Source organism: Rhodococcus sp. GQ147, from assembly GCF_059759155.1.
Genome location: NZ_JCAXDU010000020.1, coordinates 1 through 22,762, shown reverse-complemented (window position 1 = coordinate 22,762; position 22,762 = coordinate 1). Strand labels below are relative to the sequence as shown.

General features: G+C 61.8%; 18 protein-coding genes, 1 pseudogene and 1 riboswitch. Of the genes and pseudogenes, 13 read left to right on the top strand and 6 right to left on the bottom strand.

Features of this window, described 5'->3' with window-relative positions; genetic code table 11:
- Nucleotides 1-260 precede the first annotated feature (260 nt).
- The 4 genes from AC6CID_RS20265 to AC6CID_RS20250 form a co-directional block, all read right to left on the bottom strand.
- On the bottom strand, nt 261-458 hold the full coding sequence (locus tag AC6CID_RS20265; RefSeq protein ID WP_006552221.1) for a tautomerase family protein: 198 nt from the start codon (nt 456-458) through the stop codon (nt 261-263).
- A 125-nt stretch (nt 459-583) separates the two neighbouring features.
- A complete protein-coding gene (locus tag AC6CID_RS20260) occupies nt 584-1,840 on the bottom strand; it encodes a metal-dependent hydrolase family protein (RefSeq protein WP_039583665.1) in 1,257 nt (418 codons plus the stop codon).
- Between the two features lie 69 nt (nt 1,841-1,909).
- Entirely contained in the window at nt 1,910-3,385 is a 1,476-nt protein-coding gene (locus AC6CID_RS20255) for an aldehyde dehydrogenase (protein ID WP_081263415.1), read from the bottom strand.
- A gap of 34 nt (nt 3,386-3,419) precedes the next feature.
- Nucleotides 3,420-5,027, bottom strand: a complete 1,608-nt coding sequence (locus AC6CID_RS20250) for a nicotinate phosphoribosyltransferase (protein WP_232512519.1) — start codon at nt 5,025-5,027, stop codon at nt 3,420-3,422.
- Nucleotides 5,028-5,717: 690 nt separating this feature from the next.
- Between AC6CID_RS20250 and AC6CID_RS20245 the strand changes: the two genes are divergently transcribed.
- From AC6CID_RS20245 to AC6CID_RS20200, 10 genes are all read left to right on the top strand, one after another.
- A complete protein-coding gene (locus tag AC6CID_RS20245) occupies nt 5,718-6,809 on the top strand; it encodes an LLM class flavin-dependent oxidoreductase (RefSeq protein ID WP_039583668.1) in 1,092 nt (363 codons plus the stop codon).
- 34 nt (nt 6,810-6,843) lie between these two features.
- Nucleotides 6,844-7,485 (top strand): HAD family hydrolase, encoded by a 642-nt coding sequence (locus AC6CID_RS20240; protein ID WP_039583670.1) that lies wholly within the window; start codon nt 6,844-6,846, stop codon nt 7,483-7,485.
- Nucleotides 7,486-7,559: 74 nt separating this feature from the next.
- On the top strand, nt 7,560-8,315 hold the full coding sequence (locus tag AC6CID_RS20235) for a glutamine amidotransferase (protein WP_039583672.1): 756 nt from the start codon (nt 7,560-7,562) through the stop codon (nt 8,313-8,315).
- Nucleotides 8,316-8,335: 20 nt separating this feature from the next.
- On the top strand, nt 8,336-9,382 hold the full coding sequence (locus AC6CID_RS20230) for a LacI family DNA-binding transcriptional regulator (RefSeq protein WP_084222256.1): 1,047 nt from the start codon (nt 8,336-8,338) through the stop codon (nt 9,380-9,382).
- The gene (locus AC6CID_RS20225) at nt 9,375-10,298 is read left to right on the top strand and encodes a PfkB family carbohydrate kinase (protein ID WP_039583674.1); all 924 of its coding nucleotides are present in this window, start codon (nt 9,375-9,377) and stop codon (nt 10,296-10,298) included. Before AC6CID_RS20230 ends, AC6CID_RS20225 begins: the two co-directional genes overlap by 8 nt.
- Before the next feature lie 181 nt (nt 10,299-10,479).
- Nucleotides 10,480-11,472 (top strand): ribose-phosphate diphosphokinase, encoded by a 993-nt coding sequence (locus AC6CID_RS20220; protein ID WP_052227156.1) that lies wholly within the window; start codon nt 10,480-10,482, stop codon nt 11,470-11,472.
- Between the two features lie 28 nt (nt 11,473-11,500).
- Nucleotides 11,501-12,034, top strand: a complete 534-nt coding sequence (locus AC6CID_RS20215) for a flavin reductase family protein (protein WP_052227157.1) — start codon at nt 11,501-11,503, stop codon at nt 12,032-12,034.
- A gap of 14 nt (nt 12,035-12,048) precedes the next feature.
- Nucleotides 12,049-12,378, top strand: coding sequence for an NIPSNAP family protein (locus AC6CID_RS20210; protein ID WP_039583675.1), 330 nt, complete (start codon nt 12,049-12,051; stop codon nt 12,376-12,378).
- Nucleotides 12,379-12,707: 329 nt separating this feature from the next.
- Nucleotides 12,708-14,165: an NAD-dependent succinate-semialdehyde dehydrogenase gene (locus tag AC6CID_RS20205; RefSeq protein ID WP_039583676.1), complete on the top strand. Its 1,458-nt coding sequence runs from the start codon at nt 12,708-12,710 to the stop codon at nt 14,163-14,165.
- A 115-nt stretch (nt 14,166-14,280) separates the two neighbouring features.
- Nucleotides 14,281-15,162: an HpcH/HpaI aldolase/citrate lyase family protein gene (locus AC6CID_RS20200; RefSeq protein ID WP_094979927.1), complete on the top strand. Its 882-nt coding sequence runs from the start codon at nt 14,281-14,283 to the stop codon at nt 15,160-15,162.
- Nucleotides 15,163-15,863: 701 nt separating this feature from the next.
- On the opposite strand, the gene thiC is transcribed toward AC6CID_RS20200, so the two are convergent.
- Together thiC and AC6CID_RS20190 are read right to left on the bottom strand one after the other, a co-directional pair.
- Nucleotides 15,864-17,621 (bottom strand): phosphomethylpyrimidine synthase ThiC, encoded by a 1,758-nt coding sequence (thiC, locus tag AC6CID_RS20195; RefSeq protein ID WP_231414521.1) that lies wholly within the window; start codon nt 17,619-17,621, stop codon nt 15,864-15,866.
- A riboswitch (TPP riboswitch) is annotated at nt 17,620-17,729 on the bottom strand. (Overlaps the previous gene by 2 nt.)
- Before the next feature lie 103 nt (nt 17,730-17,832).
- Nucleotides 17,833-18,246 carry a hypothetical protein gene (locus AC6CID_RS20190; RefSeq protein WP_435876570.1) on the bottom strand — a complete coding sequence of 138 codons (414 nt, stop codon included), beginning with the start codon at nt 18,244-18,246 and terminating at the stop codon, nt 17,833-17,835.
- 119 nt (nt 18,247-18,365) lie between these two features.
- On the opposite strand from AC6CID_RS20190, the pseudogene AC6CID_RS20185 reads away from it, so the two are divergent.
- The 3 genes and pseudogenes from AC6CID_RS20185 (at nt 18,366) to AC6CID_RS20175 (ending at nt 20,972) form a co-directional block, all read left to right on the top strand.
- Nucleotides 18,366-19,632: pseudogene (locus AC6CID_RS20185) on the top strand (substrate-binding protein).
- Nucleotides 19,633-20,354: 722 nt separating this feature from the next.
- Nucleotides 20,355-20,687, top strand: a complete 333-nt coding sequence (locus AC6CID_RS20180) for a hypothetical protein (RefSeq protein ID WP_498354365.1) — start codon at nt 20,355-20,357, stop codon at nt 20,685-20,687.
- Between the two features lie 30 nt (nt 20,688-20,717).
- A complete protein-coding gene (locus tag AC6CID_RS20175; RefSeq protein ID WP_249265111.1) occupies nt 20,718-20,972 on the top strand; it encodes a hypothetical protein in 255 nt (84 codons plus the stop codon).
- The last annotated feature ends 1,790 nt before the right edge of the window (nt 20,973-22,762 follow it).

Sequence of the window (22,762 nt, the reverse complement as noted above, 5' to 3'; positions counted from 1 at the left end):
CGGCAGTTGATAACCGTGCCCTCTCGGAGGTTCCGTTGGTTGTTTCCTGACTGCATCCGAACCTATCGAGCGTGGCGGCGTCTCCACGATTCGGAGGTGATGTACAGAATCCGGATTACTGATCATCCAGTAATATATGCTGGCGGCGCGTAGCCGAAAGCTGCGCGCCGCCAGCATGTATCGGAGCGGCAGAGGTGGTTCGCCGAACCACGGTGGTACCGGTGAGTTGCCGAATGCGCACCTTTGCCGGCGGGGTCTGCTCAGCTGCTCTTTTCCATGGTCCGGCCTCCATGTCCCCACCGCTCACGCGGTACACCATGCAGCACGACCGTTGTTTCCGATCCGATCTCTTCTCCCAGGATCGAGGACACCGCTTCGGTCAGCGCTGCCACCATCTCGCCGGAGAACTTCGTCTCGGAGAACCTTTCTTCGAAGAAGCTTGCTTCGATGTACGGCATTTCCTTCTCGCTTTCTCGTCAATTCAATTCGTGCAACTACTATCGGCCGAGGCCGGAGTCGTTGATGTTCGGCCCCGGTTTTCAGATTTCCGGTACCGATATCTGCTTCCCGACGGAGACGACTCTCAGAGCGAGAGCAACGCGGCCGATTCCTCCAGATAGCTGGTGACGTCACGGCCCGATCGGACGACCGCTTTGATTCCCTGTCGCAGGCGAGTTATGTCCGAAAGGATGGTCCCATCGACCACCAGCGCATCTCCGATCGAGCCGGGTCGCAGCGAGCCGATGTCCGGGCGGTCGAGAAGTTCCGAAGCCACGACGGTGGCTGACGCCAACGCTTCATTCACCGACATCCCGTGTTCGACATACAGTTCGAGTTCTCGGTAATGGGCACCGAACGGGCACAGGGACCCGGATGAGTCCGTTCCCATCGCGATCTTGACTCCAGCCGAACGGGCGATATCGAACGATTCCAGAGCCCGATCGTGCGCCTCGCGCAGGCTTTCGACTCCGGCTTCGGTCAGGCCTCGGGCCGTCCCTTCGCGTTGGCACCAGTCGTTGAACGCGAGGGTCGGGACCAAGAATATTCCCTTTTGCGCCATTTCCGAAGCGCATTCTTCGTCGAGGAACGAGCCGTGCTCGATGCTGTCCACGCCGGCTTCGATACTGCGTCGAATCCCTTCCAACGACAGGGCATGCGCGGCGACGCGCAGATCCATGTCGTGCGCCTCTTCGACGATCGCCGTGAGTTCCTCGACACTGTAATTGGGCCAGTGCGGTTTCTCTCCTTTCGACATACCACCGCTGGCCATGACCTTGATGAAGTCCGCACCGCTTCGGGCCTGCAACCGGACCATTTGCCGGCAGGCATCGACACCGTCTGCGGTATCCCATTCGCGGCGTGGCGTGTAAGGAGGGTAGAACAGGTCACCGTGGCCGTTCGTCATGGTTATCCACCACGGCGCGACCAGAAGGTTCGGAGCGACGATCAGGTCGTCGGCGACCATGTCACGCAGTTCGACTTCGCCCACTCCCCGATGCCCCATGCATCGGAGCGTGGTGAACCCTGATCGTAGGGCACGGAGCGAGTTGCGATAGCCATGAAGCAGCTTTTCCGGACCGCTTTTTTGACCCCGGAACACATCGCTGGGAAGGATCCGCTCGTGATCCGAGTTCGTTGTCAGGTGCACATGACAATCCACCAGACCCGGCAGAACGACACATCCCGATGCATCGAGCCGCGCGACGCCGGGCCGGACCACCTCTGCCTTGTATTCGCCCGCATAGCTGACCCTGCCGTCTTCGATGTAGAGCAGTCCCTCCGAATAGGATTCGTCCGGGCCTACCCACACCAAGCCGTGTTCTATGGCAATCTCAGTCACATGATCCTCTTACGGTCGGCTTCGGTCGTCTGACCCGGCCGTGGTCTCTGCACCGCTCCGGGCACGGGTCTACTCGGGAGGTGCGTCCAGGACAACAGTCTTGTTCTCCAGGTACGCCTGCAGTCCTGCTACCCCGCCTTCGCGTCCGATACCGGATCTCTTGAATCCTCCGAACCCGATACCGAAGTCCACACGATTGCCGTTCTGCCCCACGGTGCCGGAGTGAAGCCTACGGGCAATGTCGAAAACCTTCTTCGAGTCATGGGTGAACACTGCAGCATTCAGACCGAACTCCGTTGCGTTCGCAATCCGAACGGCGTCCGTGAGATCCCGGGCCGGGGTCACGGCCAGCACCGGACCGAATATCTCTTCCTGAGCGATCCGCGACGTCTCCGACACATTTCCGAAGACGGTGGGCTCGACGAACCAGCCGCGATCGAGGTGGGACGGGCGTCCGCCGCCGTAAGCCAGTGTCGCCCCTTCCCTGATCCCGATCTGGATATAGTTCTCGACACGGTCCCGCTGCCGATCGCTGGCCAAAGGTCCCAGCGTGACCTGAGGATCGTACGGGTCGCCGATTACCACCCGGTCGAATTCGTCTGCCAACGCCTTGACCATCTCATCGTGACGTTCCTCCGAAACGATGATCCTGGTGAGCGATGCGCAGATCTGACCCGAGAGGAAGCACTCCGCAGAAGCGATGGTGTGTGCCGCCTCGGCAATGTCGAAGTCGTCCAGGACAATGGCAGGAGACTTGCCGCCGAGCTCCAGCGAAGACCGTGCAATTCGACCACCGAGGATGCTCCCGATTCGTTTGCCGACTTCCGTTGATCCGGTGAACGAGATCTTGTCGACCCGAGGGTCGGAGACCAACCGCTCGGAGGCAGCACGATCAGCGGTCACCACGTTCAGGACACCCGCCGGAATGCCGAGCTGATCAGCAATTTCCGCCATGATGTATCCAGCCCCCGGAGCTTCCGGGGACGACTTGATGACGACGGTGCATCCCGCCAGCAGTGCCGGCGCCACCTTGAACGCGATCAGTCCCATCGGCGCGTTCCATGGAATGATCGCTCCCACGACGCCTACAGGCTCTTTCACGATCATGCCGAAGCGTGCGCCGTTGGTGGGTGTGACTTCTTCCTGGAACGGGAAGCTCTTCGCCAGACCTGCGTAGTACCGGTACGCGTCGATTACCTCGCGCATGACACCGGGGACCGACGATGCCAGAATCCCGGTCTCTCGCGGCCAGATCTCCACGATGTCATCGATCCGCGCTTCGACGGCATCAGCGATATCGAGCAGCACCTGAGCCCGCTCGGCGTGCGACAACCGCGGCCAGGGTCCCTCGTCGAATGCCTGCCGGGCCGCTGTAATCGCGCGATCGATATCGTCGACATCGGCGTCCGGCACCGAGTAGTAGACCAATTCGTTTGTCGAGTCGACTACATCGATCAGAGCAGACGAGTGCGGGGGAACCCACTTCCCGTCGATGTACAAGCAATCTGTATTGGCAAGTGGCACACTCGGCAACTTTGTCATCATGGATCCCTAGTTATCTGTTCAACAGTTGTTGTGGTCAGGCAGGCACCGCGGCGCTGTCCTGCGCACGCATCTGTTCGATGACGGGGTAGTAGTACTCCTCGGGGACCTCCGCCTCGCTCCGCTCGATCAGCTCGGAGAAATCCCACTTCTTCAGGAGCTTGCCGTTGCGGTACACCGGCTGAAGGAGGTTCTCCTCGGGAGAAACCGAGTCGCGTCGCACCGTGCGGTACTCACCATCCCGCTTGACGAGGGCGAGACGGCCGGCCTTGGACACCTTGAAGCTCGCCCCGGTCGGCTGCTTGGCCACATCGCGCCATTCACCGTTTACTCGCACAGCGTTGCACTTCTGCCCGAAGTTCAACGTGTCTCGGTTGAAGTGCTGGAGCAGACCGCCGCCCATACCGAAAATCGCGTTCTCTGCCGCCATGCCCCGGCGTTCGAGTTCCATGTAGATCTCCGACAGGGTATCGAGCGTGATGCCGTCGCCCTGGACGACCCGCAGATACCGGGGCAGAACCTTGAATCCCTTGGAGTTGACCTCATAGCCGAAGGCATCCATGAGCCACTCAGCGGTATCCGCGGTCACCTGCACAGGGTCGCCCGAGTCCGGACGAGCACAGACCACGCCCGGGAAGTTCTCGATCTCGGCCTTCAGTTCTTTGCCGAGGATGTTCTTCACAGCGTTCTCATGGTCGTACGAGTCGGTCAGCAACAGCACCACACCGGCATCGCGGTAGGTGTTCATCATGTTGCGAAGAGCGTCGACTTCCTGATCCCGACCCCATGCCGTGAAACCTGCATGCTCGCTGTTCGGGCCCGAGTTCGCCGGACACACCGCGTTGTAGTATTTCATCGCAGCCAGGATGCCCGGCACCGTGTCACTCTGGTTGAAGTTGACCAGGTGTGCCAGACCACCCAATGCAGCAGATTCCTGGGAGCTCACGCCGCGAGCGCCGTAATCGTGCAGCTGGAAGCGCAGCAGATCCGGATTGTCCGAGGTGCGAGCGAACGCTTCCTTGATGATCTGCTTGCACATCCAACTGACCGTTCCGATCGTGGTCGGGTACCACACCGCTCGCAGCAACGCGGTCTCGAAGAAGCTGGTCACCCAGTGGTACTTCGGATCGGTGTTGATAACCTGCACAAGGACATTGCGGGTGGGCAGCACAGTCCCCTCGGGGACTGCCTCGATCTCTACAGGAAGGAATCCGCCGTGGTCGTTGAGGATGCCCATCCAGTTCTCCCTGCAGAAGGGCATCCCCTGCGCCCTGGTCACCGCTTCGGCCTCATCGATGTCGGCGAGGGTGATCGGCCGGAGCAAGCGCTCCTGGATGTAGGCCTGCAGTCCGACGAACATCGTCGCCGGGAAGATGCCACCACGCGATTCGACGTAGCTGGAGACGTACTCGGTTCCCTGAGGATAGAGAGTGTGGTGGCAATGCTTGTAGGTATCGGTGTTGAGGATCAGATTGTCGAATCCCGAGATAGTGGGCATGGACGTTTCCCTTCGTTCGTGTGATGCGAAGACAGTTGTTGAAACGTTTCTACTGCTGCACGAAAACTGGGCCAGAAAGCCTGGGGGCATACCGCGAGTCGCAGCATTTGAATTCGTGCGGCCGTGTCGGCGGTTGCTAGAGATCATGGTCGAGCCCACACCTCAGGTCAAGCGTTGACGCGTAAAATCTTCCGGCAATATTCGCGCAACACAGTCGATACCTCCGGCAGCACCCAGGTCTGTCTACAGACCGCCACAACCGGGATGCAGCCCGTCACCGAACGATCGATAGTGCTCTGCGCCCTCGGAGCTGTGTTGCGAACAGAAAGTGTGTTGTAGGAACACTTCCCGGAGCAGGGATGACAGAACCGTCTGCACAATCACGCAGCAACCGACACCCGCCGGCACGTCTCCCCTGTGCACCACCACCCGACCGCGGCCGACCACGCCTCTACCGACTGCCGGACGAATCCTGCCGAGCACCCGGGTTGAATCGCTTCTACATCTGCGTCGCTCATTGCCTTCGTGATTCGCGGATCTTGGAGGTTGATCCAAACACCGGAACACCCGGCCTTACGTCTCTCACCAGCGTGAACAACGTTTATCGAGTTTCTCGAAAGAAAACGAGTTCGGCACTATGCACAGGGCGCCGGACCGTTGTATGCTCCGGATGTACGAGATAGAACCGTTTCTACATCGCCCCACAGTCCGAGTTCGGCAGGGACCCACGCACCGGGTCTGGCCCGGAACTGCACGAGCAGCGTCCGCTCTGCAGCCGGAACTCGGCACGCCTCCAGCAATACAGGAACTGCCCAACCTCGTAGAAAGACAGCTTCCATGAAGATCTGGGTCACCACTCCATTCTTCTACCGCGACATGAGCCGTCCGTGGTCCGAACTCCTCAACGACATGCTCAGCATCGTCGATGCCGCAGAGGACCTCGGCTTCGAGGGCGTCACAGTCAACGAAAATCACTTTCAGAACTACGTCAGCAATCCTTCATCGCTGATGTTCAGCGCTTTGGCCGCAGCGCGCACCGAGCGCTTGCGAATCATGCCCGGCATCGTGGTCCTTCCGTACTACAACCCGTTGCTCATCGCGTCGGAGATGAGTTTCCTCGACCAGATGGCACCGGGGCGCATCGGCATCGGCGTGGCGCGGGGTGGCAGTCGCTACCCGCTCGACCGACTCGGCATCAACCCCAAAGAAGCACGCGACATCTACGAAGAATCCCTCGAGATCATCAAGCGGGTGTGGGTCGAGGACGATGTGTCGTTCGACGGCAAGTACTTTTCGTTCCCGCCGACGACTCTTGTGCCCAAGCCGGCATCCAAGCCGCACCCGGAGGTATGGGCGGCCTCGCAGAGCATCGACGGCGTACGCCGCGTGGCACGACAGGGAAACAACCTGATCACTGCTCCGAACTACGGCAACTTCGAGCCCTACGGCGATCTCGAAGCGTTGCTCGCCGCGTACAACGACGAGATCGAGACGAGCGGGATGCCTCGAAAGCAGGTGATGGCCCTTCGCCACACCTGGCTCGGCAACACCGAAGAAGAGGCGACCGAGTACTTCGACGACGTGCTCAGTGAGTACAACTACTATCTCACCCTGGTGCATGCCTCCAGCTCCGGCCAACAGTCCCAAGAGGAGCGTCTGGCAGCACGCGCCGAGGGAAAGAAGGACGACTCGGTGGTCCAGGGCGGAGCGATGAGGCCCGCCCAGGAGTCGTTCTCCAAGGAAGGGCTCCTCGAAAAGTACGCCGATCCCATCCTCACCACCCCCGACAAGATGATCGAACGATTCAAGTCCTACGAGGCATTGGGCGTAGATCACATGGCGTGCCTGATCGCCGTGGGACAGCCGATCGAGGCGATCATCAAGAACATGCAGTTCATGGCCAAGGAAGTGCTCCCGGAGTTCTCCTGAGACCCGGCCCGACGACTTCCACAGAAAGCAACACATGCCCACCCGACTGCACGTATTCGATATGGACGGCACGCTGCTCAACGGAGCAGCCGCCCTGGAACTGTCGACATTCTTCGGCCGCCGCGACGTTGGACTCGAAATCGAACAGCTCTGGCACGCTGGACAAATCACCGACTTCGACTTCTGGTCAACCCTGCTCGAGGTCTGTGCGCACGCGACGGAGGACGACCTCGACGCCGCGTTCGAACAAGCGGCCTGGCTCGATGGCATCACCGATACCTTCGACGATATCCGCAGGCGCGGTGAGATTGCCATCGTGATCTCGCAATCGCCGGCGTTCTTCGTTCAGAGACTTAGAAACTGGGGCGCTCACGAGGCCTACGGATCCGATGTGGTGATCGGACAGACGCTCTCCGAAGAGGCAACACTGTCACCGCAAGCCAAGGTCCACATCACGCGAGATGCACTGGAGCGCTACCACATCGAACCAGCCGACTGCGTCGCCTACGGTGACTCGTCCTCCGATGTGGATCTGTTCGGATGGCTACCGAACACCGTCGCTGTCAACGCCAGCCCGTTGGTGTCCGAGCTTGCCGCAGTCCAGTACCAAGGTAACGACCTTCGCCAGGCGTACGCATTGGGACGGAAGTTACTCAGCGCGAGCACCCCGTCCTGAACACGCGCCGGGCCACCGACGAACACTCCGCTACCGACACCCACCTCCCATTCCCAGGCACCACAGGAGACCTTATGGAACCGCTCAAGATCCTCTTCACCGGCGAATCCTGGATCAAGCACGTTATTCACATGAAAGGCTTCGATCAGTTCCACACCACTGAGTACGAGGAAGGCGCAAGCGTATTCCTCGAAAATCTCACCCGCGAAGGGCACGACGTCAACTACGTGCGCGGCCACGAGATTTCTTCACGTTTCCCCAAGACGGCACAGGAAATCGACGAGTACGACGTAGTTGTCATCTCCGATATCGGATCGAATTCCTTCCAGCTCCCCGACGAGACGTTCCTACGTTCGGAAGCATCGCCCAACCGTCTGGGAGTAGTCGCTGAATACGTCCGCCGGGGCGGCGGATTGGTCAAGGTCGGTGGCTATATGTCGTTCACCGGAATCGACGGCAAGGCCCGCTTCGGCATGACCCCCCTCGCCGACGTGTTGCCTGTGACCATGCTCCCCTACGATGACCGCATCGAGGTCCCGGAGGGCTGCAAGGTCGAGGTATGCCGACCGGAACATCCCGTCCTGGGTGACACCTCCAGCGACTGGCCTCCCCTGCTCGGCTACAACCGAGTGGTGGCCCGCGACGACGCCGAGGTCGTCGCCCGCACCGGAGACGACCCCATCCTGGTCACAGGACATCATGGCGACGGCCGAGTGGTCGCGTTCACCTCGGATCTCGCTCCCCACTGGGCCCCGCCGGAGTTCGTCGAGTGGTCGAACTACGCGCTGCTGTGGTCTTCGATACTGTCGTGGGCTAGTGGACGATCCTAATTCCGCAGAGAGGGATTGCTGTGGCGTCATCTGAGCACAGACGCACGCGCAAGCGCACGACCATCAAGGACGTCGCGGAACACGCTGGAGTCTCCATGAGCACGGTGAGCTACGTACTCAACGACTCCGGCCCGGTTGCGCCCGACCGCCGTACCCGTGTGCTCGACGCCGTGCGAGTTCTGGAATACTCGCCGAACGAGTCTGCGCGTAATCTCAAACGCCGCAGCGCTTCCCGTATTGGCATGGTCGTACCCGACCTGACCAATCAGTTCTTCGCCATGATCACCGAAGGGGTCCATCAAGCCGCATCGGCACGTGATGTCCTGGTGGTCCTGGTGGTCCCGGGCAGCTCGGAACAATCCGAGGAAGCCCAGACCAGATTGCTGCGCAGCCAACGCGTGGACGGAGTCATCTACCTGACCAGCACCGGGTCCATGCCCGAAGCTTGCTACGAACTGGCTCGCTCTGGTCCGGTGGTGCTCGTCGACGAGCAGATCCCGGGCATCGACCTGCCCGCCGTGGTCTGCGACTCCCGCAGGGGAGCTCGCCAGGTCGCGCAACACGTCCTCGACAAGGGCCACCGGGACGTTGCGGTCATCGGCGGTCCGGAGGGTCTGTGGACGGCTCAACAACGACTGGCCGGCTACCGCGAGGCACTTGCCGGGGCAGGCATCGACCCGGACACGGTCCCGGTGTACTACGGCGACTACCAGCAATCGTCCGGCCGGGACCTGGCCCAACGCGCGTTGGCGGCGCAGACTCGGCCCACTGCCCTGATCTGCGCCAACGACCTCATGGCTGTGGGCGCGATGGAGTATTGCCGCGCACAAGGGCTCCGTATGCCCGAGGACGTCAGCATCGTGGGCTTCGACGACCTTCCTCTGTCGTCGCTTCTCACGCCGCGGCTCACCACCGTGCGCCAGCCGGCGCGAGACATGGGCTACCGCGCAGCGACAGTCCTTTTCGATTTGATTGAGAACCGCACACCGGAACCCATGGATCCGTTACCGACGACACTCCAGGATCGGTCATCGGTGTGCACTATCAGCGGGAGCGTCAATGAGTAACGGGGTTCTAGTGGTCGGCGCCCTCAACGTCGATCTGGTCGTGGCCGTCGATCGGTTACCCGGTCCGGGTGAGACCGTCGTCGGTCCACACCTGGACAAGTTCGGCGGCGGCAAGGGCGCGAACGCGGCTATCGCAGCCGCCCGCATGAACGTGCCGGTGCGCTATTGCGGAGCGATCGGCGATGATGAACTCGGACGCGAGGCATTGGTCGAGCTCCGCGCCTCCGGTGTCGACGTCACCGACGTCGCCGTCCTCGACGACACCGCCACCGGCACTGCCCTGATCGTGGTCGACGCGGTGGGGGAAAACCAGATCGCCGTTGCCGCCGGGGCCAACGCTGCCCTTACGCCGGCACTCGTTCGCCGGGCCGTCGAGCGTGCATCGGGGTGGGCCGGATGTGTACTCGTCAGCACCGAAATCCTCCCGGCAGCGGTCGAAGCTGCCGTGTCGACAGCCTCCGACATGGGACTGCGCTGTGTGCTGAATCCGGCCCCTGTGCGCAACGAGTTCATCGCCAGCGCCCACGCAGCGTCGGTTCTGACACCCAATAGTTCAGAGCTTCGTGACCTGTGCGCTGCACTGTCCATCCCGTTCACCGACGTCGGTGACGCCTCGGCGAACGTCGCTCGGGCCACGGGAGCGTGCCTCGTCGTGACCAGAGGGGACAAGGGGGCGATCGTGGCCTATCCCGACGGAACCATCGAACCCGTCCCGGCCCTGCAGGTATCGGACGTGCGTGACACAACCGGTGCGGGCGACACGTTCAACGGTGTGCTCGCAGCGTCGCTTTCCTCCGGGATGCCGCTCGGAGCCGCAAGTGCGCTTGCAGTAACGGCAGCGTCACTGTCGGTCAGACATGTCGGTGCCCGCACAGGGATGCCGATCGCCGACGAGGTCAACGCCGCACACGTATAACCGATCACCGTGTGATCATGCTGGGCGCCGTATCCGCCCACCCTCCATAGAAACGTTTCTATCGCCGATACGGGAATCTCCACCTTCGAACCCACCGCTACATCCCCACGATGCTCTCGTCCTTTCGCGCCACACTCCCCGCACATGCCCGATTCCCCGGCATCTACCTGGAAGGCCACCAATGACGACCTCCATTCCGTTCGGATCCCAGAAACAATTGATGTTGTTCTCGGGCCGCGCCAATCCGGCGCTCGCCTCGTCGATCGCCTCCAACCTGCAGGTCGATCTGGGTCGGGTCGCTCTGAAGACATTCTCCAACGGAGAGGTGTACTGCAGATTCGACGAATCCATTCGAGGCGCAGACGTCTTCCTGATCCAACCGATGTGCGCAAACCCCATCGAAGGCCTCAGCGCCAACGACGCACTGGTCGAACTGCTCGTGATGATCGATGCAGCCATCGGCGCCAGTGCACGCCGAGTAGTCGCGGTCACCCCCTGGTTCGGCTACTCCCGTCAGGACAAGAAATCCTCACCCCGCGAACCCATCTCGGCTCGTATGGTGGCACGAATCCTCGAGGCAGCCGGTGTCGACCGGGTACTCACGATGGACCTACACGCGGGACAGCTTCAGGGCTTCTTCAGCGTTCCGGTCGACCACATGACCGCGCTGATGGCACTCGCGGACCACTTCGCCGCGCTGGACGACGACCTGGTGGTCGTCGCGCCGGACGCCGGTCGCGTAAAGCTCAATAAGCAATTCGCCACTCGCATCGGTGCCGGCCTGGCCATCCTGGACAAGGAACGTCCTCAGCAGCAGGTCGCGGAGATCACCACCGTCATTGGAGATGTACGAGGTAAAACCGCGATCATCGTCGACGACATGATCGACACCGCGGGAACCCTACGCGCAGCAGGCGAGGCGGTCGTCCGCGCCGGATGCTCGCGAGTCTTCGCCGCCGCTACCCACGCAGTGTTCAGCGGCTCTGCGCACGAGAACCTCGCCAACTCTCCGTTCGAGCGCATCGTCGTGACAGACACCATCCCCCTCGGGCCCGGAGCCCCGTCGACCGTCGACGTCGTATCGTGCGCACCGATGCTCGCCGACTCGATCCGGTGCATCTTCACCGACGACTCCGTCAGCGAGGTATTCGGGGGGAAGAACCATGTGTTCTGACAAAGCCCTACACGCCGAAGGCCAGATCATGACGGCCATAAACCTCAGAGGTGTCCACGACGACATCGGTACGGTCGACACAGCGGCGTTGCGCGCAACGTTCGGCCGCTTCCCGAGCGGGGTCACCGCGCTGTGCGCGACCGACGTGACCGGTGAGCCGATCGGTATGGCCGTCAGTGCGTTCGTCAACGTGTCATTGGAGCCTCCGTTGGTGGGCGTGTTCGTTCAGACGTCCTCGACCACCTGGCCCAAGCTACGAGAACGACCACGGATCGGACTGTCGGTCCTGGGAGCAGGACAGCAGACACCGTGCCGGCAACTCGCCGCCCGCCAGGTCGACCGGTTCGCCAACGTGAGCTGGGAGAGCGGGCCCGACGGATCAGTCTTCCTGCACGGTGCAGCAGCCTGGTTCGACTGCGAAATCGAATCGGAAACCACGACGGGCGATCATCGATTCGTGCTTCTCCGCATCATCGGACACGACTTCGAAGCCGAGCAGGACCCACTCGTATTTTACGCCAGCAAGTTTCACGAATTGCCCAACGGCATTCCGGATAACTGACAGAAAGGACAGCTGTGATCTACGAGATCAGGGAGTACGTCGCGGTACCGGGCAAACTGTCGGCGATAATCGACCTCTTCACCAACCACACGGCCCGCATGTTCAAGCGATACGACATGGAGCTGATCAGCGCCGGCCACACACTGATCGGAGAACACTCCTTCGGCGAATTGGTGTACACCGTTCGATTCGCAAACCTGGCCGAGCTCGAAAACAAGTGGTCCCAGATGCTCGCGGATCCTGAATGGCAGCAAGCGTTCGCTGCTGCCGAATCAGACGGACCACTGATTCGGACAATGCGCCGTCGGGTCATCGACGGATCATCGATCGAAGAAGCGCCATGATAGTCCAGATCAATGGGTGTCACGACATTCAACTCATCCCTACCGAGGACGATGACGTCCGGGTAGTAACACACGAGATCTTGCTCCCCTATCTACCGGGCATCGTGAAACTGACCGGATTGGGACGCGTCAACGGCCGCTCCGTGGAGCTCGACGAGAACTGGTCCGGATGGCCTTCTCATTGCTGTTCCTTGCCCAAAACCGCGACCATCGTCACTCGTTCCCTCTGAGCGGAAGTCGATGATCCGGCTCTTCGCAGAGCTTCACTTTTCACGAGTCAGGCTCGCACCCGCTATTGCCACGGTTGGCACCATCCGAAAGGAACCTCGATGACCGGCTTCAGCTCCCTACTGGCTGCCGTCCCGACCGGCCTCTGGATCGACGGCACTACTCGCGAGTCCTGTTCCGGTAGACGTTTCGACATTGTGAATCCTGCGACTGGCACCGTCTTGACGACCGTAGCCAACGGCAGCGTCGCCGACGCAAGACACGCGCTCGCATCGGCTGCCGAGGTTCAGCCGGCATGGGCTGCGACCGCCCCTCGCGAACGGTCGGAGATCCTTCGCAGAGCCTGGGAACTCGTCATGGAGCGGTCCGAAGAGTTCGCCCGGCTGATCACACTCGAAATGGGCAAACCGTTGGCGGAGAGTCGCGGCGAGGTGGTGTACGGAGCAGAGTTCCTCCGGTGGTTCGCAGAGGAAGCTGTTCGAATCGGCGGTCGTACCGCGACCGCACCGTCTGGAAACGGCCACATCGCGGTGATCAAGGAACCTGCGGGTCCAGCCCTGGCCATCACGCCCTGGAACTTTCCGCTCGCGATGGGGACACGCAAGATCGGCCCGGCGCTCGCGGCTGGATGCACCATCATCGTCAAACCGGCCGAGGACACTCCCCTCACCATGTTGCTGCTCGCACACGTCTTTGCTGAAGCCGGTCTTCCTCGTGGTGTTCTGTCTGTACTACCGACTCTCGATGCCCCAGACGTCGTCGGCACTCTGATGAAGGACCGTCGACTGCGAAAGGTCTCCTTCACCGGATCCACCGCCGTCGGGAAGAAGATCATCGAACAATCCGCAGATCAGATACTGAAGAGCTCCATGGAACTTGGCGGCAATGCCCCGTTCATCGTCTTCGATGACGCCGACATCGACGCCGCAGTCGACGGTGCGATGGCCGCCAAGATGCGTAACGGTGGTGAAGCCTGTACTGCCGCCAATCGACTGCTCGTACACAATTCGATCCGGGAAGAGTTCACTCGTGCTCTGTGCGATCGGATCGCCGCGACAACAGTGGGTCCCGGTTACGAAGACGACGTCACGCTTGGTCCGTTGATCAATGCCAAGCAACGCAACGCGGTTGCAGCACTGGTCGATGAAGCCGTTGCTGCCGGAGCACGCGTGCGCACGGGCGGGACACCCATCGACGGTCCCGGCTACTTCTACCAACCGACCGTCATCGACAATGTACCTGCCGGTGCACGCATCCTCAGTGAAGAGATCTTCGGTCCGGTTGCGGTCATCACAGGCTTCGACACCGAGGCCGAAGTAGTCGCGAGCGCAAACGACACCGACTACGGATTGGCTGCCTACTTCTACACGCAGAACCTCGATCGAGCGTCCCGAGTCGCTCGCGCCCTCGAATTCGGGATGGTCGGCGTGAACCGGGGCATTATTTCCGATCCAGCGGCTCCCTTCGGCGGCATCAAGCAGTCCGGGTTGGGCAGCGAGGGCGGCAGCGAAGGAATCGAAGAGTACCTCAACACCAAGTACATCGCTCTGACCCCCTGACAGTTGTTCATGGCAACTGTCCTGCAGAAATCGGAGATTCCAGGACTCGTCCGCACAGCATCGATAATCCACAACATCCACTGATTCGAATAAATACTGGAGATCGACAACAACGATGTCATTCGACTTCGAGGAACCCGATGCAGCCCGGGAAGCGCGAACCGAGCTGGCACGCCTTGCCCGATCATGGCTACTCGTCCCCCCTACCGATCTCGCGCGGTTGCATACCGCGGTCGCTACCAGTCCGGACTGCCTTGTCCTCGATCTCGAGGATGGAGTGCCCTACAGGGAGAAAACATCTGCACGGACAGTTGCGGCGCAGTGGCTTCGCGACAGAGTCGGTTGGGTCCGAGTCAACGACGCTTCGACCCGTGAACTTGCACTCGACCTGGAAATACTCCGCGATTCGCCGGGCCTTACCGGAATTGTTCTTGCAAAAACCGAGAGTCCGCAAGACATCGACATCGTGTCTGCCGCACTCCCCCATGTCCCGATCGTCGCTATGGTCGAGACTGCTTCCTCGCTTCGTCAGGCCGACCGTATCGCTGAATGCTCACCGGTCGTGCGCTTGGCCTTCGGCATCAGAGACTTCTGCAGCGACCTCGACATCGATGGGACACCAGAAGGCCTGGCGTATGCACGCTCGACCCTCGTCATCGCCAGCAAGACGGCGGAAATCGCAGCGCCTATCGACGGCCCGAGCGCTGCGGATGATCGGGATATCGTCGCAGCCGACATCGACACAGCCAAAAAGTTCGGCATGACCGGAAAATTGTCGGTTCGGGCGCGTCACGTCGACACGATCAACGAGAGATTCTCCCCGTCGGCCGATTCAGTCTCACAAGCGCATGCCACTATCGCCGAACTCGGCCCCTGCGGGGAGAACATCGAGACGGGAGCCGATCGGCCGCGCTTCATCTCAGCCACTGCCGTGCTTTCCAGATCTCGGTACTTCGGCCGCTTGGAGGCGACCAAATCCGCCTCTCTTGCCCAGTAGTCGGCGCGTTCACGCTGCTCTGATCAGCACCGTCAACGCTGCAAGGGTCTCGGGTGCGGTGTACCTGCCCGGGTCAAGAACCCGCAAGGCATCATCGAGAAGACTGATTACCGCGCGGAGATGGTGGACAACACCGCCGCGCGAGGTCGACGCCGAGCGAATGCGGGATGGTCCGGACGCGTTCCAGCGCGTGTGCAGCGACCGCCGATCCCGGAAGCAGAATCGACCGGGGCGACGATCACGACCGCTCTTCCGAGACGGCCGCCTGCCGTGACACGGTGAGGGGAACGGCAACCCGCACCGTGTCACGGCAGGCGTCGAGACCACCCGGCAACTACTCCTCGGTGCCTCGAAGCTGAGCGAGTCACAAGTGCAGGTCACCCCCGATTCGGCAGCGAGGTGGGCGATGTCGTCACCGCCTCGCCCGCCGGCACCCGATCACTGCTACAGCGAACCCCGCTCACACATGGGCACTTTCGTTGAGCACGAGTGGGTACCGCCGCTGAATCTCATTCCCCTCGTACTCGAACCCGGACGGTCGCCGGCACCGCGAAACCGCACATCGATGCCGACTCCGTCCTCGACCACCTTCGTCATCGCGACACAACGTCACCCGGCAGAGCAAGTGCGGGCGTGCGTCAAGCCGCTGAGGGCGTTGCGTCCGTGTCCTCTCGTCACCTGGACTCAACGCCCCTGCGACCTCAGTTGTCCTGTGTCACACGCTTACTTTCGGAGGACAGGACAGTAGGGGCATCCAAATACACCGTGCTGCCAGCGGCCCTGAACTGGTCGGACATATGTTGCATCCCGGCGACGGCGGCCTGGTCGGCGGCGTCACCGAACCTGGTCCGGATGTCTTGGGAGATACGCATCGAGCAGAACTTCGGCCCACACATCGAGCAGAAGTGCGCTGTCTTGGCCGGTTCGGCCGGAAGCGTCTCGTCATGGAACTGCTCGGCCGTATCCGGATCCAGCGACAGAGCGAACTGATCCCGCCACCGAAACTCGAAACGCGCCTTCGACAACGCGTCGTCACGCTCGACGGCACCGGGATGGCCCTTGGCGATGTCGGCGGCATGAGCGGCGATCTTGTACGTGATGACCCCGGTCTTCACGTCGTCCCGATTCGGCAGTCCCAGATGCTCCTTCGGGGTGACATAACACAGCATCGCGGTGCCATGGCGGGCGATCTCGGTGGCCCCGATCGCGGAGGTGATGTGGTCGTAGCCCGGAGCAATGTCGGTCACCAGCGGCCCCAGGGTGTAGAAAGGCGCTCCATGACATAGCTTCTGCTGACGCTCCACATTTTCCCGCACCCGATGGATCGGGATGTGGCCAGGGCCTTCGACCATCACCTGAACGTCGTGAGCCCAGGCACGGGTGGTCAGTTCGGCAAGAGTGTCCAGTTCGGCGTACTGCGCGGCGTCATTGGCGTCGGCGATCGACCCCGGTCGCAGCCCGTCCCCGAGGGAAAATGCCACGTCGTAGCGGGCGAAGATCTCACACAGTTCGTCGAAGTGGGTGTAGAGAAAATTTTCCTCGTGATGGGCGAGGCACCAACCGGCCATGATCGACCCACCTCGGGAGACGATGCCGGTGAGCCGCTCGGCCGTGAGCGGTACGTAGCGCAGCAGCACTCCGGCGTGGATGGTCATGTAGTCCACACCCTGCTCACACTGCTCGATCACGGTGTCGCGGAAGATCTCCCACGTCAGCGCATCGGCCTGGCCGGCGACCTTCTCCAGAGCCTGGTAGATCGGCACCGTGCCGATCGGCACCGGGGAGTTGCGAATGATCCATTCTCGGGTGGTGTGGATATCTTCGCCGGTGGACAGGTCCATCACAGTGTCCGCGCCCCAACGGGTGGCCCAGCGCATCTTGTCGACTTCGTCGACGATGGAGCTGGTCACCGCTGAGTTGCCGATGTTGGCATTGATCTTCACCAGGAAGGACTTGCCGATGATCATCGGCTCGGACTCGGGGTGGTTGACGTTGGCGGGGATGATCGCCCGACCCGCCGCCACCTCCGAGCGCACCAGTTCCACGTCGCAGTTCTCCCGCAGCGCCACGAACCGCATTTCCTGGGTGATGATCCCCGCCCGGGCATAGTGCATCTGCGTGACCGTCCGGCCTGTCTTCGCTCGCACCGGGACAGGTCGGGGCCCCTTCCACTCCTGGGACGCCTCTCCACGCCGCACAGCCGAGCGGCCATCGTCGAGCAGATCCCGCTCTCGCCCCGGGTAGTGCTCGACGTCGCCGCGAGCAGCAATCCAGTCGGCGCGCGTCGGCGGGAGCCCGACCAGCGGATCGCTACCGGGACCTGCAGTGCGGTAGACCTGCAGCGGCGGGTTCGGCACCCCGCCGGGAGAGTCGTTCAAGCGGATCTCTGTGACAGGTACACGCAGGTCGTGTTCCTCGTCGTGGACATAGCTCAGGGCATGCGAATTGGATGCACTCATCGGAATCGTTCCTACTTCCTTCGCCGGCATTACCCGGGCAGGTTCGACGGTCGCAGGCTGCCTCAGCCCGATCTCAGCCCCTGCAATAGGGCTCCCGTGGGGACGTCACAGACCCTAACACCCGACTCGTCTCGCTGCAGATGTAGCTGGTCCGGTCGTCGGAGCGGTGCGAAGTCGGCCCGTCCTGTGCGAGCTACGAGGAGGTACTCTTCTATACGTCATCGACTGTTGACTCGAGGAGATCGGGATCTTGTCCGCACAGCTGGCCTTCGATGCCCTCGCTGACCCTGTGCGGTGAGCCATTCTCACTGTGCTGGCAGAGCGCGATGAGTGCAGTGTCAATGAACTGGTCGACCAGATCGACAGCGTGGGACGCACCGGCGTTTCGAACCACCTCCGGATCCTGCGGCACGCGGGATTGGTCACCGAACGCAAGGCCGGACGCTTCCGTTTCTACTCGATCGACCCGGCCGGTCCCGCCCGGGACGTCATCGCGATGTTGCAGGAAGTGTTTCGAGGAGCCCTGGTAGATGCCGTCGAGGCTGCCGATCGCACCGCTGCCACCGATACATCTCTGTGACGTGCATAGCTTCCAGGAAACACGGTGACCCAGGTCGTACTGCACGCGGAAGAGTGGACCGCATCCCCACCCTCGGTGGCCTACAGCCTTTCGGAGCAGGCGAAGAGGCGGGATGGCTGTTCGGCGGGGTATGCGATCGGGTCGAACCCGGCGCTGCCGTGCGTATGGCGGTCCACCTCAGCGGTTCCGGCGCAGAACCGGTCGAGATTCTCGGCCGTATCGCTGCTGCGCGTCCGTATGTGTACCTCGATATCGTGCACGACCAGCCTTGGCGGGGGCTTATCAAACTTCGTTTCGGAGCCGCCGATGGAGGCACGAGAGTTCGGCTCATCGCCGAACTCGACCAGCCCGGATTGGAATGGTTGATGCGGCGTCGAGGGTTCCCTACCGCTCGAAACGCCTCGCCCCATCCCCGTCTGGGCTTGTTGACGTCGAAATCCGGACCCTGCAGCCCCTTCGCTACCTCAATCGACAACGCTGCCATGCTGGCGCTCGAGGAAATCAATGCCGAGGGTGGCATTCATGGCCGACGGGTCGAGTTGATCGTGGGCGATGACGCCACAGACCCGGAGACCGGCGTCATGGAAGCGCGGCGACTCGTTCAGGCAGGCTGCCGGACCATCCTGATCGCCACCACATCGGCTACCTATACCGCAGTTGCCGAGGCGCTCGGCGATGCACCCGTGCTGCTGGTGCAGCCGGTCATGAACGAAGGAGGCAGCGGCGGTCGTCTCCGTCTCCAACTCGGGGAGCGGCCGGGCGATCAGTTGGCAACAGCTACGAAACCACTCACGCAGATGGAGGGGGTGCGACGATCGTTTCTGGCCGGCAACGATTATTGTTGGCCGCGAACGACACATGGCTTGGCTCGCCAACTGTTGCCCCGGTACGGCGCCCGAATCGTCGGTGAAGAGTTCGCATCGATGAGGACTCGAGACTTCGCTCAGATCGTCGAATCGATTCAGAAATCGGGAGCCGACATCGTCCCTCGTCGGATCTGATGCTGTTGAGTTCGAACGTCAGTGTTATGCAATGGGGTTGCGGGATCGGTGCATAACACTGGCGCCGGCATTGGAAGAGTCCATGCTGACGTACATCAGCGACGAAGCAGCCCGTGGTCTGCACTCCGTCTCGGGGTATTTCCAAGGATTACAAACGGAGGGCAACGCCTCGTTTCTGAGGAGGTACCGGGCGCAATTCGGTCCTTGGGCACCGCCGCTGTCGACGTTGAGCGAGTCTGTGTTCGAGGCAGTTCACATATGGTGGCAGGCTGCCCGGAAAGCGGAGGATAGCGAGCGGATCGCCGCGGCAATGCGTCACGGGGAGTTCCAGCTACCGCGGGGTACTGTCACTTTGAGCGAGGACCGACTCGGGCAGCAGCTGCATGTGACGAAAGCGGCTGGCACGGAACTGTATCCCGCCATCGGATAGGCCGAGACCACGCGTGCTGGTACAGAAGACGAGGGCATCGATCTCGGTCATATCGATGTGGCCACTCCGTCTACATCCTCGTTCCCGGCCGGGCGGATGTGCGACCAGCGAGTGCAACTCGGAGTCGTCGGCGCATCAGTGTCGCCAGGATTGTTTCCGGTTACGACCAGGCCTCGCGTTATCGTCATTCGACGCGATGTCGATGCCGGTCAGGGCGACGATTACCGCTGCCAGATCCTCCTCTGTGGGATCGGGACCGGATGCGGAGGTCGAGATTTTCTGCGAGATCTGTTGCCCTCTCGGGGGTGGCTCTGCCTTCATTCTCCTCTTCTTTCTTGGTGACTTCTCGCTGCGGCACTTCCGGCCACAGTCAGCATCTATGAGCTCGCTCCGAGTGCAGACCGCTCCCAATCCCTTCCGGCAGGAGTCGTCGAGCGCCTTACAGTCGCGAAGCGGGCAACAGTGCGCTCGATCTTCTTGCCATCAGCGCAGCTGGGGCAGAGTGGGTGCGCAGCAATTGAACTCAGGCTAGCGAGCAGCTGTCGGACTGTCCATAGCGCGACGGTCCGATACGAGCGAGACTCGTCTGTATGACGGCGATGCTCCTGGCCGTTCCCCTCACGAGCGCGTGCACCCTCCCCGGACCCGGCGCGGCATCGCCAGGTGAGGACACAGGTGCGCCGACCTCCACCCCGTGGGTCTCGTATGCGCATCCGCTGCGGGTGACCACCACCGGCGGTATTCTGCACCTCGACGGTCACCCCTGGTGGCCGACCGGCTTCAACGCCTATCAACTGGCTACGGATTGGACGGTCAACGCCGGTTGCGGAGCGATGGTGGATCTGGACTCCTACTTCTCGTCTCGCCAACCGGGGACAGTGACCCGATTCAACGCCTTTCAGAATCTGGCCGTGGACAAGCGCAACGGCAAGCTGAACTTCGAACCGATCGATGCGGTGTTTACAGCTACGCAACGGCACGGACAGTTGCTCATCCCGGTGCTCGCCGCCCAGGACGGCGCGTGTGAGGACGAGCAATACAGAACGCGCAAGTAGTATCTCGGCGGATGACAGGAGCCTACCGACATGCCGCTGAGCTACAGCGAGTGGGTTGCTGCCGCCGTCGATCGCTGGGCCGGATCATTTTCGATCGCTGCGTGGGAACTCCTCGGTGAACCCGAGGTCGGTGTCTGCACCACCCCCGACTGCGACCTGCACCAACGCCGGTGCCCGGAAGACTCGCCGCAGGTGCTGCGCGACTGGGTCGATGCGGCCGGGGCAGTGGCTCGTGCGCACGATCAGCGACACCTGCTCACGCTCGGTCCACTCGGTGGCGCGTAGTGCGGTCTCGCCGACGGTGGTTATGCCCTGGTCGCTGCCTCGCCCTATCTGGACGTGGCTCAGTACCACTGACTTCGACGATGCGGCATTCCTCCCACTGCGACTCGAACAAACCGAACAACCTGTGCTCATTACCGAGTTCGGGATCCGCGCCGGAAGCTGCCTGCCCCTGACCGAACGCGCCACCCGCGTCGGTACCCAGATCGACCGGTATCACACGACGGGCGCTGTTGTGGGCCTTCGTACCGGATCCTCGACCACAGGAATGCACGTACGACATCGGACCCTTCGACCCGATCCACGGCTTGCCCAGCTGAGATACAGACACGCCCTGGGCCGGCGCGTCGGGGTGACAGTCGTCTCGGAGGCCTCGGAACCAAGTGCTCGGGCCGGCTTCCGCCACCCTCACTATGGTGAAGATGACGAGGACCTGCCGACCGCGGATAACAGTACTCTGTGTCCGAGCGCAGCGCCCCACCGCGTGCAGTCGCCTTCCTTGGTCGCACGAACCGAACTCGATGCCGAACTCATCTGCGCACTAACGCTTCTGAATGGAAGTCGAAATGGTCGTATCGGTAGGCACCGTTGGTGCCCGCTTTAGCATCGTCGAGGCGGGCACCAACGGCTCCCGTACCTGTCGCCGACAGGGGACGGCGACGGTTCGTCGCAGAGCGACGAAACGGGGTTCTCGTTCTCGGTACTGCGCAGCGACTCGGACATGGTCGCCTAGCAACTCGGAACAGCAGGGGCGAGGTTCCAAGCACGGAGAACAGAATGTTGAAACAAGGCCCCACCCTCCCCGATAGGGCGACTCGCTCCAACACCAAAAGACTAGCGAAAAACTCGCCGTAACAGCAAATTACATGGCTCTTCATCCGTTCCGATACCGCAACACCGGAGCACCCGCCCACGAGCACCGGTGACATCCTGTCCCCTTCCCATCTCACGACAGGCCGCATCTTTTTGCCAACGCCGCCGGCGAACGACTCCGCCCCCTGAGTCCGGCGCCGAGTACACTCCCACAACAGTGGGTTCCGGTCGGACAGATACGGACGAGTTCCGAACGTCCGGATCAATGCCACACGGCCGACTCCACTGTCCCCGGAACCCTGCCCGGCCACGAAACCCACTGGTAGCTACGCACCTCGTGGTCACGCGCAGGAACCCTGTGATATACACATACAGTTCACGGAGCATTGATGGTAGACAGTAGGGGTCACACTGCCAACCAACAGCTTTCGTGACGCACCAGCGTCGTTCCAGGGGAACACGGTGCGAACGGACGCGCGCAGACGCACGGCCTCGCCGACAATGCCAACGCACACCTCCCCGCTGTTCACTTCCGCCGACTCCGCCGGACCGATCGGCCGGAATGGCATCGGCCGAAACGGCCCTGGTCCTGCAGAGGAGATGGAACACTGCACGACGAATAGCATCGTGTTCCGCCACCGTGCGGATCGACAGGCCATCAAGACGCCGGTGAACACACTGGACAAGGTGCGCCCGCACCGAAGACAAGTCCAGAAACTCCCGGTGTAGCGTTCTGGGACACTCCGAACCGGTGTCACCTCGTTTGCATAGAGTCCGTTCTCGCCGTGAGGTCTTCGGAGGTGGATGTGTGGTAACCGACCGGTTCCGTGAGCAAGCAGAAGAACACGGTTCCGATAGCTGTGAGAATCCCATACCGAAAGTACGGCCGGAGATCGAACAGTCCTGGCGCCGCTGCCTCGCACTGGGAGTGACACCCGACAGTTCTCCACTGCGCTATATCGACGACGCACCCACCGATC

Coding starts and splice junctions, on each gene's coding strand:
- AC6CID_RS20265 (WP_006552221.1), bottom strand. CDS start 458: ATGCCGTACATCGAAGCAAGCTTCTTCGAAGAAAGGTTCTCCGAGACG.
- AC6CID_RS20255 (WP_081263415.1), bottom strand. CDS start 3,385: ATGATGACAAAGTTGCCGAGTGTGCCACTTGCCAATACAGATTGCTTG.
- AC6CID_RS20250 (WP_232512519.1), bottom strand. CDS start 5,027: ATGATCTCTAGCAACCGCCGACACGGCCGCACGAATTCAAATGCTGCG.
- AC6CID_RS20245 (WP_039583668.1), top strand. CDS start 5,718: ATGAAGATCTGGGTCACCACTCCATTCTTCTACCGCGACATGAGCCGT.
- AC6CID_RS20240 (WP_039583670.1), top strand. CDS start 6,844: ATGCCCACCCGACTGCACGTATTCGATATGGACGGCACGCTGCTCAAC.
- AC6CID_RS20235 (WP_039583672.1), top strand. CDS start 7,560: ATGGAACCGCTCAAGATCCTCTTCACCGGCGAATCCTGGATCAAGCAC.
- AC6CID_RS20225 (WP_039583674.1), top strand. CDS start 9,375: ATGAGTAACGGGGTTCTAGTGGTCGGCGCCCTCAACGTCGATCTGGTC.
- AC6CID_RS20220 (WP_052227156.1), top strand. CDS start 10,480: ATGACGACCTCCATTCCGTTCGGATCCCAGAAACAATTGATGTTGTTC.
- AC6CID_RS20215 (WP_052227157.1), top strand. CDS start 11,501: ATGACGGCCATAAACCTCAGAGGTGTCCACGACGACATCGGTACGGTC.
- AC6CID_RS20205 (WP_039583676.1), top strand. CDS start 12,708: ATGACCGGCTTCAGCTCCCTACTGGCTGCCGTCCCGACCGGCCTCTGG.
- AC6CID_RS20200 (WP_094979927.1), top strand. CDS start 14,281: ATGTCATTCGACTTCGAGGAACCCGATGCAGCCCGGGAAGCGCGAACC.
- thiC (WP_231414521.1), bottom strand. CDS start 17,621: ATGAGTGCATCCAATTCGCATGCCCTGAGCTATGTCCACGACGAGGAA.
- AC6CID_RS20175 (WP_249265111.1), top strand. CDS start 20,718: ATGCCGCTGAGCTACAGCGAGTGGGTTGCTGCCGCCGTCGATCGCTGG.